This is a genomic window from Alloalcanivorax profundimaris (assembly GCF_015265435.1).
In the GTDB taxonomy this organism is placed as follows: domain Bacteria; phylum Pseudomonadota; class Gammaproteobacteria; order Pseudomonadales; family Alcanivoracaceae; genus Alloalcanivorax; species Alloalcanivorax profundimaris.
The window spans coordinates 1-11,338 of the sequence record NZ_JABJWH010000014.1 but is presented as its reverse complement, the minus strand read 5'-3'; the positions used below and the strand labels follow the sequence as shown (position 1 = coordinate 11,338).

General features: G+C 53.0%; 9 protein-coding genes. All 9 read left to right on the top strand.

What is annotated here, in order from left to right:
* Nucleotides 1-912, top strand: coding sequence for a sulfotransferase domain-containing protein (locus HMJ39_RS08770; RefSeq protein ID WP_194297013.1), 912 nt, complete (start codon nt 1-3; stop codon nt 910-912).
* A 3-nt stretch (nt 913-915) separates the two neighbouring features.
* On the top strand, nt 916-1,932 hold the full coding sequence (locus HMJ39_RS08765) for a glycosyltransferase family 9 protein (protein WP_194297012.1): 1,017 nt from the start codon (nt 916-918) through the stop codon (nt 1,930-1,932).
* Nucleotides 1,929-2,507 carry an SIS domain-containing protein gene (locus HMJ39_RS08760; protein ID WP_194297011.1) on the top strand — a complete coding sequence of 193 codons (579 nt, stop codon included), beginning with the start codon at nt 1,929-1,931 and terminating at the stop codon, nt 2,505-2,507. The genes HMJ39_RS08765 and HMJ39_RS08760 overlap by 4 nt, the downstream gene beginning before the upstream one ends.
* A 3-nt stretch (nt 2,508-2,510) precedes the next feature.
* Complete coding sequence (locus HMJ39_RS08755) at nt 2,511-4,643, top strand: bi-domain-containing oxidoreductase (protein ID WP_194297010.1); 2,133 nt, start codon at nt 2,511-2,513, stop codon at nt 4,641-4,643.
* Nucleotides 4,640-6,487, top strand: coding sequence for a heparinase II/III family protein (locus tag HMJ39_RS08750; RefSeq protein ID WP_194297009.1), 1,848 nt, complete (start codon nt 4,640-4,642; stop codon nt 6,485-6,487). Before HMJ39_RS08755 ends, HMJ39_RS08750 begins: the two co-directional genes overlap by 4 nt.
* 1 nt (nt 6,488) lies before the next feature.
* Nucleotides 6,489-8,345, top strand: coding sequence for a sugar transferase (locus HMJ39_RS19230; RefSeq protein ID WP_194297008.1), 1,857 nt, complete (start codon nt 6,489-6,491; stop codon nt 8,343-8,345).
* Nucleotides 8,342-8,962 (top strand): acetyltransferase, encoded by a 621-nt coding sequence (locus HMJ39_RS08740; protein WP_194297007.1) that lies wholly within the window; start codon nt 8,342-8,344, stop codon nt 8,960-8,962. The genes HMJ39_RS19230 and HMJ39_RS08740 overlap by 4 nt, the downstream gene beginning before the upstream one ends.
* 212 nt (nt 8,963-9,174) lie before the next feature.
* Nucleotides 9,175-10,479 carry a lipopolysaccharide biosynthesis protein gene (locus HMJ39_RS08735; protein ID WP_228462250.1) on the top strand — a complete coding sequence of 435 codons (1,305 nt, stop codon included), beginning with the start codon at nt 9,175-9,177 and terminating at the stop codon, nt 10,477-10,479.
* Between the two features lie 385 nt (nt 10,480-10,864).
* Nucleotides 10,865-11,311: a hypothetical protein gene (locus tag HMJ39_RS08730; protein ID WP_194297005.1), complete on the top strand. Its 447-nt coding sequence runs from the start codon at nt 10,865-10,867 to the stop codon at nt 11,309-11,311.
* Nucleotides 11,312-11,338 lie beyond the last annotated feature (27 nt).

The following is an 11,338-nucleotide window of genomic DNA, read 5'->3' as shown; positions in this document are numbered from 1 at the left end:
ATGAAAGATCTGATAGATGTAATGATTGTAGGGGTAGAGAAAGCTGGCACTAGTGCTTTGCTCAGCGATATAGGCAAGCATGAAAATGTTGCTATACCTGGAAAATTTAAGGGGGAGCAAGTCACGAATTATGATCCGGAATTTTCATACTTTCTGCCTGAGAGTCGGTTTAAACGGTCTTTCTCAGCCTGTTTTTATGATGAATTTGGTGACATTCCTTCTGGAAATCACCTGGTTGTGGCGAAGAATGTAGGTATCTGTTATGAGCCTGAAGCAGCGAGAAGGCTGAGAGAACACAACGAGAATACGAAGTTGATCATACTTCTTCGTGAACCAGTTAGTCGAGCTTATTCCTCATTCTGGTATCAGCGATATCGTGGAGCGGAAAGAAAAACGAATTTTAGAGAAGCTATAGAACGGGAGATCAAAGGGGTAGATGTTGATAGGCACAAGAGCTATCTTGCAAAGGGGCTTTACTTTGAACAAATATCTAGGCTTGAACGTTTATTCGGAAGCGAAAACTTATTGATTATTTTACATGAGCAATACCTTTCGCAAAGAGAATATGTGCTAGAAAAAGTGTTCAATTTCATAGGGGTAAACTGCACCGAGATTCCCGATAAAGAAATTACTAATTCTGCAAAGGTCGCGCTAGTGCCGGGGCTGGCAAGAGCATTATATAAAGATTCCCCTTTAAAAAGATTGGCCAAGATAATAATTCCTGAAAGAAGCAGGAAAAGAATGATCTCATTTATTAGAAAAGCAAATTCTTCCACCAAAAGTTATAAGCCTATTAAAGAGGAAGATAAAAAATTTCTTATTGATTACTACAAAAGGGATGTCCTTCGGGTTTCGGTCAAGGTGGGTGATTTGGAAGCCTGGTGGCCCCATTTCTATCATGAAGATAAATAAGATATGAGCGATCGTCCGAATAAAGCCTTGTTTGTATGCACGCACGGTATTGGTGACTTCGTTATGATGTTGCCAGTTCTCAGCTACCTCCAGTATAAAGAAGTTAAACTAGTTTTAATCGTGAAAGACCTTGCTTCGGTGGAAATCGCGAAATATTTTCTTGATCAAAGTCAATTGGAGTGTTTTTCGCTCTCTGGCCAAAAAGAAACGTTGATCAGGAGAGCTTTTAGGTTATGGCGTTGGGTAAAAAGAAAAAAGCCTGGGGTGGTTTTTTCTCAGTACGGTGTTAATACGGCGTTGTATTCATTGTTATCTATTTTTCTTTTGGTGCCTCAAAGAATTGGCTGGAAGGGGCGCCTTTCATTTTTGAATACGTATAATTTTAGGGCCACTAAAGAGCACAAAGTTATAGAGAATTGCAAGGTTCTGCAATGGTTTGGTTATGATATCGATGATGCGCTTTTTTCTTGGGACAAAAAAAAGAGAAGTTATAGACTTGAATCAGCGGGCGCGCTAAAGAGAGTGGCCATAGCGCCAGGCTCTGGGCAGATAGAAAAGCATAAGCGTTGGTCGCCTGAAAAATATTCAAATTTGATCCACGAAATAAATAAGAATTTTAATCTTCCTGTTTATGTGGTTGGTGGCCCGGAAGAGGCTGCTTTGGGGGAAGAGATAGCAAGTTACAATGACCGCTCTAATGTTGTTAATATTGCGGGTTCGATGGGAATTCCTCAGACGTTAGATTTTCTTGCTGGTTGTGATGTTGTTGTATCAAATTGTAATGGTGTTTCTCACATGGCTGGAGCTGTAGGAACTAAAGTCATTGGGCTCTATGGACCAACAGATCCTATGCATACAGGCGTTTATTCGCGGGACTTAATTGTTGTTTCATCTAACATGGAATGTTCGCCCTGCTACAGGCGCGGATTTATAACTGGTTGTGGAAATCCTGTTTGTATGGATTCGATATCGGTAGATATGGTTCTTAGTGAAATTTCCCGTGTGGGCGGTATGAAATGAATTTAGAAAGTGATTTTGATCAAGCCATTTGTCAACATTTGCAGGCGCTCGATTCGGTTGTTGCTATCAAGAATCATTGTGTTGCTGTTTCCAAGAAACTTATAGAGGTTGTTGATGCCGGAGGTACGATATATTGGTGTGGAAATGGTGGTAGTGCGGCTGATTGTCAGCATTACGCTGCGGAGCTTATGGTTAGGTATAGGCTGGATCGCCCTCCGGTACGGTCAGTAGCGCTTACTACTGATTCCTCTCTTCTCACTGCTCATTGTAACGATATCGGGTTTGAGACGATTTTCGAGCGACAAGTTAGTGCGTTGGTTTCCGGTCGAGATGCCCTTGTCGGGATTAGTACTTCGGGTAATAGTAAGAATGTTGCTTTGGCTTTGGAGGCGGGAAAAAATATAGGCTGTTACACGTTAGGTATTTTGGGTAATGATGGAGGGAATATGGTCGGTATTCCAGATGACGCGCTCGTTGTTAATAGCAAGGTAACGGCATCTATACAGGAAGCGCATCTGGTGGTTGGGCATTTTCTGTGTTCTTCTATCGAGACTTTTTTAATACAGGATTCGTAAGAAATGTTGGCTTTATATCAGAGCCTGTCCTCGGGTGAACTTTCTTTTAAAAAAGCTCCTGTACCAGCTTGCCGCGAAGGGTTCTTAAATATTTGCACTTCGCGCTCTCTCATTTCTGCAGGTACTGAAAGGATGCTCATGGATTTTGGGCGCGCATCTTATTTTGATAAAGCGCTGCAGCAGCCAGAGAAGGTTCGAATGGTATTTGAAAAAGTTCGTACTGATGGCCTGATAACGACTGTTGATGCAGTGCGGTCTAAGCTTGCCCAGCCAATAGCTTTGGGGTACTGCAATGTCGGCATTGTTTCAGCGGTTGGTCCTGGTGTGCCGGGCTTTAAAGAAGGTGATCGGGTTGTATCGAATGGTTCGCACGCTGAGACGGTTCGTGTAAATAAGAATCTATGTGCGAAAATTCCAGGTTGTGTAAGTGACGAAGAAGCTACTTTTACTGTGGTGGCAAGTATTGGGTTGCAAGGCGTTAGGTTGGCCCAGCCTACACTGGGAGAGTCGTTTGTAGTAACAGGGGTTGGCTTGATCGGGTTGCTGACAGTTCAGCTATTACGTGCACATGGTTGTCGAGTTCTCGCTATAGATTTTGATGACTCCAAGTTGGCTATGGCGGCTGAATGTGGTGCTGATATCTGCAATCCTTCAAAGGGGCAGAACGCTGTAGCTCAAGGAATCTCATTTAGCCGTGGTAATGGTGTCGACGGAGTTATTGTAACTGCCTCAACTAAGCTGAGTGATCCCATTATCCAGGCTGCACAGATGAGCCGTAAGCGCGGACGTATCATTCTTGTTGGCGTTACCGGGCTAGATCTTAATCGTTCGGATTTTTATGAAAAGGAGCTTTCTTTCCAGGTGTCGTGTTCCTATGGCCCTGGCCGTTACGATCCTTCCTATGAAGAGCAAGGTATAGACTACCCCCTTGGCTTCGTGCGTTGGACGGAGCAGCGTAATTTTGAAGCCGTACTGGATATGATGGCCAGCGGGCAGCTTGATGTTAAGCCCTTGATCACTCATCGGTTTGAATTCGAAGACGCACCCAAAGCATATGATCTTCTGACTACGGATAAGTCAGCGCTTGGTATCATTCTGAAGTACTCCAGCGATGTTGAGAGCCGGAATATCCGTTCTGTTTCGCTTCCTGGGGCAGCGACCATTGACCCGGATAAGCCGGTTGTCGGATTTGTCGGCGCTGGGAATTACGCGTCCCGAATGCTGATTCCTGCATTCAAGGATGCAAGGGCTCAGTTGCACACCATCTCGACCTCGGGAGGGGTTAATGGGGTTATTCACGGTGAGAAAGCCGGCTTTGCTCATGCAACCACCGATACCGCCGGGATGCTGGCCAATCCGGAGATCAATACGGTCGCTATCGTAACGCGTCATAATTCCCATGCGAATTTCGTCGCTTCGGCGCTCGATGCTGGAAAGCATGTTTTCGTGGAAAAGCCCCTGGCGGTTAATCGGGCCGATCTTGAGTGTGTCGAGAAGGCGTATCGGGATAAGGGTGACAAGGCGCCATTGCTGATGGTTGGTTTCAATCGCCGCTTTGCCCCTCAGGTCCAGAAGATGAAATCCCTTCTGGCGCCGGTTTCCGAGCCCAAGTCGTTTATTATGACGATGAACGCAGGCGCGATTCCCGCCGATCACTGGACTCAGGATGTCGAAGTCGGCGGTGGCAGGATCATCGGTGAGGCCTGCCACTTTATCGATTTGATGCGGTTCCTGGCAGGGTCCGAGATCGTTTCCGTGCAGGCCCGCAGAATGGGCGATACACCGGGTGTACCGGTTACCGAAGATAAAGCCGCCATCACACTGGGTTTTGCCGACGGCTCCTTCGGCACCATCCACTATTTGGCGAATGGTGCGGCCAGTTTTCCCAAAGAGCGGGTTGAAGTATTCGCTGCAGGCAAGGTTCTGCAGTTGGATAACTTCAGGAAGCTTAAGGGGTTCGGCTGGTCTGGGTTTAGGAAGATGAACCTCTGGCGCCAGGACAAAGGCCAGAAGGCATGTGCCCAAGCTTTCCTGTCGGCGATTGAGTCCGGGGGCAGTGCCCCAATAGCAGTCAGCGAGTTGTTCGAGGTGGCTTCGGTCACCCTTGATGTGGTTGATCAGCTAAGAAGCCAATGAGGCCTTTACCTCTTAAGATCGAAACGGCGTTGCGGCTGGGCGCCGCTAATATCTGGCGTGCGTTGTTTTACCGGCTTGGGCTTCGGCTCGGCTGGAATCCGGTGAAGAGAATAGCGGCGGAGCAGCCGACCGCTCCCTTTTTCTTGGCCAGCTCTTCTTGTATGCCACTGGATAATGCCTTGGCGGATGACGGGGTAGCCCTCACCGCGTTCGGCCTGCCTGCGGGCCTTGATGTTACGCAGGGGCCGCCTGACTGGCACAAAAGTGTCATTACCGGAGGCGTTGCGCCGACTGTTCCATGGTGGCAAATCCCAGACTTTGTTGATGGCTTGGGCGATATAAAAGGCGTCTGGGAGGCATCCCGCTTTGATTGGCTGATTGCGTTAGCGCGACTAGCGGAGCAGGGCGATAGCGGGGCGCTGGATCGCATCAACACTTGGCTGCAGGACTGGTGCGAGCAGAATCCGCCTTATCTGGGTGCCAACTGGAAATGTGGCCAGGAAGCGTCCATCCGTGTCATGCATCTTGCTATGAGCGCCCGTCTTCTTGGCCAGGTGAGGGCGCCGGCTCAGGGGCTTATCGCGTTGCTCCGTGCTCATTTGAAGCGTATCGCTCCGACCATACAGTACGCTATCGCTCAAGATAACAACCACGGTACATCGGAGGCGGCGGCGCTCTTTATCGGAGGGAGCTGGTTGGCGGCGTTATCCGAGGAGGATCGGGATGCTCACCGTTGGATGAGGCAGGGCCGCAAGTGGTTGGAAAATCGGGCCAAGCGCTTGATCGAAGAGGACGGTTCCTTCAGTCAGTATTCCGTTAACTATCACCGCGTCATGTTGGACACTTATTCTATGGCGGAGGTTTGGAGGCGAGCTCTAGACCTTCCACAGTTCTCGCCAGGTTTGGTGCGAAAGTTGACCGCCGCTACGGCTTGGTTGGGAAATATGGTTTCCCCGGATGGTGCTGATACCCCAAATCTTGGGGCGAATGACGGCGCACTCTTGCTTCCCTTGGCGGATACGGACTATCGGGATGTTCGGCCATCCGTGCAGCTCGCGTCGGTGTTGTTTACCGGTAAGCGCGCTTATTCAAAGCCCGGCTCATACGACCAGCCTCTTCACATACTGAAGTTGCAGTTACCGTCAGCCTCTGTGTCCTATTCTGAGTCTCGTGAGTACGACGAGGGTGGCTACGTGGTCCTGCGTAAGCAGGAAACCATGGCTTTGTTCCGTTATCCGCGTTTTGGTTTTAGGCCAGGCCAGTCGGATCTCTTGCATGTGGATTTCTGGCGTGGTGAGCTCAACGTCCTCAGAGATGCGGGCTCATACAGCTATAACTGTGACGAGCCGTGGCAAAGCTATTTTCCGGGCTCGGAGGCGCATAATACGGTTCAGTTTGATGGTCGCGATGCGATGCCCCGGCTTAGTCGTTTTTTATTTGGCGCCTGGCCGAAGGCGAGGGCGGTGGTGCCCCTTTTCGATGAGCAAGGTCAGCTTCGGGCCGGTGCAGGGTATCGTGACTGGAAAGGGGTGGATCATCATCGAAGCGTGTCTTTGACGGACAATAGCTTAACCATCCTGGATGAGATCAGCGGCTTCGAAAAAGCGGCGGTTTTGCGTTGGCGTCTGGCCCCCGGCGAATGGCATTGGGAATCGAACGGCGACGGCGATGTCTGCTTGCTAGGGCATGGGTGCCGGTTGCGGGTCAAGGCTAGCCAAACATTCGTGCGTTGTGAGCTGGTTGAGGGGTGGGAATCCCGCTATTACTCGCGAAAAACACCTCTTCCAGTTTTGGAAGTGGAAGTGGCTGACTCCGGGAAGCTGATTACTGAGTTGACTTTTTGATATGCGCGTTTTGTATTTCCACCAGCATTTTTCTACCCCCAAAGGCTCCACGGGTATACGTTCCTATGAGATGGCGCGGAGGCTGATCAAAGCCGGCCACGAAGTGACCATGGTGTGTGGTTCTTATGGCGGTGGAAACACCGGGCTGGAATCTTCATTCCGGCGTGGCCGCCGGGAAGGTGTTGTGGATGGCATCAGCATTGTCGAGTTTGATCTTGCCTATTCCAACAGTGATGGTTTTCTTAAGCGGTCGCTTATGTTCCTTCTCTTTGCTCTGCGGAGCATATGGGTGGCCATGACCCGGCAATACGACGTGGTTTTTGCCACCACAACGCCTCTCACAGCAGGGATACCTGGTATCTTCGCCCGCTGGCTGCGGGGCAAGGCTTTTGTGTTTGAAGTGCGTGATTTGTGGCCGGAGCTGCCCAGGGCCATGGGGGTGATCAAGAACCCGGTAGTGCTCTGGCTGATGTCCGTTCTTGAGTGGTGTTCATACCATTCCGCGCATCGGCTGGTGGCATTGGCCCCCGGCATGGCCGAGGGCATTGAGAGCCGTGGCATCCCGAAGGAACGCATTGCCATGATTCCTAATGGCTGTGATTTCGACATTTTCGCCGATGCGACTAACCCGTGGCGGCCCGAAGGCGTTGCTGAGGCGGATTTCCTCGCGATCTTCACTGGTACCCACGGTGTGGCTAACGGCCTGGGCGCTGTCCTGGACGTTGCCGCCGAGCTGAAATCCCGTGGCCGCGATGATATCAAGCTGGCGTTGGTGGGAGACGGCAAGCTGAAGCCTGAGCTGATGGATCGCGCCAAGCGTGAAGGCCTCTCGAATGTGGTCTTTCACGATCCGGTTGATAAGCAGCGTTTGGCGGGTTTGATGGCAGGGGCCGATGTCGGGCTTCAGATTCTGGCGAACGTGCCCGCCTTTTACTTTGGCACCTCTCCAAATAAATTCTTTGACTACATTTCCGCGGGGCTGCCCGTCATTAACAACTACCCGGGCTGGTTGGAGCGGCTTTTGGAAGAATCCGGGGCAGGTGTTGCGGTGCCCCCTGATAATGCCGGAGCCTTTGCGGATGCCCTGATTGACCTTGCGGATCATCGGGACAAGTTGCCTGCCATGTCTCGGGCTGCTTCGGAGCTGGGCCAGCAGCGTTTTGACCGCGATGCGTTGGGCGGCACTTTTGTGGGCTGGCTGGAGGAGACCTTCGCTACCAACCGGTCTCAGCCGATGAAGCGTGTTTCTGACTTTCTGGCCTCGGTGGCGGCTTTGGTGCTGCTGGCTCCCATCTTGCTGGTGCTGGCGATAATGGTGCGCTGGAAGCTTGGCGGGCCCGTCCTGTTCACGCAGGAGCGCCCTGGGTTGGACGGTCGCTCCTTCAAAATGATGAAGTTTCGCACCATGACCGATGAACGGGACGAGAATGGTGAGTTGCTGCCGGACGAAAAGCGGCTCACGCCCTTGGGGCGCTTTCTCCGTTCCACCAGCCTGGATGAGCTGCCGGAGCTCTTCAACGTGCTCAAGGGCGACATGAGCCTTGTTGGGCCGCGCCCCTTGCTGATGGAATATCTTCCTTTGTATTCGGAGCGCCAAGCCCGGCGCCATGAGGTTCGCCCAGGCATTACCGGTTGGGCTCAGATCAATGGCCGTAACGCGCTCTCCTGGGAGGAGAAGTTCGAACTGGATGTTTGGTATGTTGAGAACCGGACTCTCTGGCTTGATATCAAGATCCTGTTTCTTACCGTCCTCAAGGTGATCAAGCGGGACGGTATCAGCCATGGCGGCGAAGCCACCATGCCCCGCTTTACTGGCTCTTCCGGCGAAGAGCGCTGCGATTCGGACCCTGGCGTATGAAACGACTCGCGATCCTTGGAGCCAGCGGCCACGGGAAGGTGGTCGCCGATGCGGCTCTTTGTGCTGGCTGGGATGAAGTGTGCTTCTTTGATGACGCTTGGCCCCGGCTTAGCCGTAATGGCCCCTGGTCCGTCGAGGGCGCGTTCTCTGGGATGCTGGGCGGGTGCGGCCCTTCGTTTCAGGCGGCGGTGGTGGGGATTGGCCACAACGCCACACGCCTGGCCAAGATGTCGGCGTTAAGGGAGGCGGGTATTCCTTTGGTCACGGTGGTTCATCCGTCAGCGGTGATCAGTGCCCACGCTCACCTGGGCGAGGGCTGCATGGTGTTCGCCGGTGCGGTGGTTAACGTGGACACTCGGATCGCTGCCGGATGCATTCTGAATACCGGTGCGACCGTCGACCACGATTGTTGCTTGGAAGAGGGCGTGCACATTAGCCCGGGTGCGAACCTCGCCGGTGGTGTGACGGTGGGCGCCGGCTCCTGGGTGGGTATTGGCGCCAGTGTTCGCCAGGGCGTCGCCATTGGGCGGAATGTCATGGTCGGCGCAGGGGCGGCGGTGGTCTCTAATATTCCGGATGACGTCACCGTGGTGGGTGTGCCGGCCAGGGTTTTGTAGAGGTCTTAGAACGCTATCGCTATGCCAATGAATCTGGATTATGCGCTCTTAGTAGTAGCCATGATACTTCTGATCCTTCTTATATCCGTTGTTTTTGTGGTCAGGACGGACATTAAATCGGTTCAAGTTCAGAGGGGCATTCTTTGAGCCGAATCAAGACGTTTATGCGTACCGGGCTGAGGCGCATGCGTGGAGAAATGGGGCAAGCCCTTATGCGCACTTTCGTGGCCCGTGCGATCGCAGCTTTGGGCGCGTTGGCGCTGGCACTGGTGATTGGCCGGCTTTATGGGCCGGACGGCATGGGGGTGTACGCCCTAGCGTATGGCTTCCTCTTGGGCGTGGGCACCCTGGCCCGGATGGGTATGGACAATGGCTTGATGCGTTATGTTGGTCAGGATCCTGGAAGCCATCGCGTGCCGGTGTATTTGCGCTGGGCGCTACAGCGTACTTTGATGCTTAGCGTGGTGGCCGGTGCGTTGATTTGGTTGCTGCGCTATCGGTTGGAGGGGGTGTTTGAAGCGCCGGGTTTGGCGGCGGTCCTGGTCGGCATTGTTCTAGCGGCACCGCCCTATGCGTTCGGCTTTTTATTCTCCGGATTTTTCAAGGGTATCCGCAAGCCCGCTACAGCATGTTTGCTGGAGAATGGGTCTGTGGCACTGGTGGCGGGGGCTCTGATTCTTGCCTATGGCCTTTGGTTTGGCGGTAATCAACTTGTAGTGATTGGCTACGCTTATGCCATTGCTGCCTGGCTGGTTGCCCTGCAAGGAGGGCTGCAGGCTTGGTTGTGGTGCCGTCGGCAGCCCTGGTGCGGACGGGGCCAGATGATGGACGATATCCACGTAGCGGTATCACGGAGCCAGTTTATGGCAGTATCCCGGGCTTTTTTTGTCACCGGGCTCGCGAATTTCATGCAGTCGGTTCTGGGGTTGATGATTGCAGGTTGGTTATTGACCAGCGCGGAGTTGGGGTTGTTCAAATCATCTCAGCAGACCGCAACGTTGATTGGTTTTATCCTGATTGTGATCAATGCCATCTTCCCTCCGCGTTTCGCGGCCCTGTATCACCGTGGCGAACTGAGCGCTCTGGGTAGGCTGGCGCGGCAAGGGGCTTTGTTGGGTTTGGTGATCGCCGCGCCCTTATTGGTACTTTGCCTGGTGGCCCCAGGCTGGGTGCTCGGTTGGTTTGGCGATGAGTTTCGACAGGGAGCTAACCTTTTGCGCATTATCGCCCTGGCGCAATTGGTGAATGTAGCCACTGGCTCGGTGGGCTTTCTGCTCAACATGACCGGCCACGAGCGGCTGATGCGTAATATCGCTCTTTTGTGCAATAGCCTCGGGCTGGCTGGCTTCTTCCTGCTGCCTCAACTGTTTGGTGCACTTGGGGCCGCTCTCGCTTTGGCGTTCGTTCTGGTCACTCAGAATCTCATCGCTTTGTTCTTTGTCTGGCGCAGGCTGGGTATCTGGACCCTTCCGGGGCCTAACTTGCTTCACAGGTTGGGGGTGCACGGTGGCCGCTAGATTTGTGCCTCAAAGGGATGCTCCCGTGCCGAGGCTGCGGTCGCTGAGTGCCGGAGTTCAAAGGCGAATCTCGCCGGGGGCGTGGTGGTCGGCGCCGGGGCGGCCGTGGTCTCGAATATCCCGGATAACGTCACCGTGGTGGGCGTGCCGGCCAGGGTTTTGCAGGTTGGCGGGGAAACCGATCGCGGCTGAAGCGGAGTGCCGCCCAGCCGCTCCTACAGGGATGATTGTTGCGGCGGCGGAGTTGGGGGGTAGCTGATCTCTTACATCAACTGCATCCTTTGGCTGACAGACGTTACTGCAATTTGGTGGCAGGGTTGGGCTTCTGGAACTTGCGAGATTTAATTGCCTTGTCACTTGGGGCAATGAACGTTCTCGGAGAAGCTTGAAGAAGAAAACAGGTTTTATTATGGTTGACCAGTCATCCGCCCCCGGCAGTAAGTCTTCCCTCAATGATCCAGGGTACGCCGAACCCGGGGGCAACTCTTCCCCTGGTGGGAAAGTGGCTGATCTTCTTCGCCATGTTTCCCCCACTTTGACGGCGGTAATGTTGGATGCCGGTTTCTTTCTGAAGCGATCACGTTCGATCTTCGGAGCGCTTCCCCCTGCCGTTGCGGCGGAAAAAGTTCTTCATCTTGCTCTTGATCATCTTAATGACTCCCGCGGACGACGAGTATCCAGGTTGTATCGAATATTCGTCTACGATGCTCCGCCTGCAAGCTGGAAAGGCCACACGCCTTTAGAAAAACAATCCGTTGATCTATCGAAGACTGACGGGTTCTACCCCGTTTCCACGGACGGTTTTAAAACGGCGGATAGCTTCCTGTCTTGAGCGGCCACTCTACGTCGCATTCTTGGG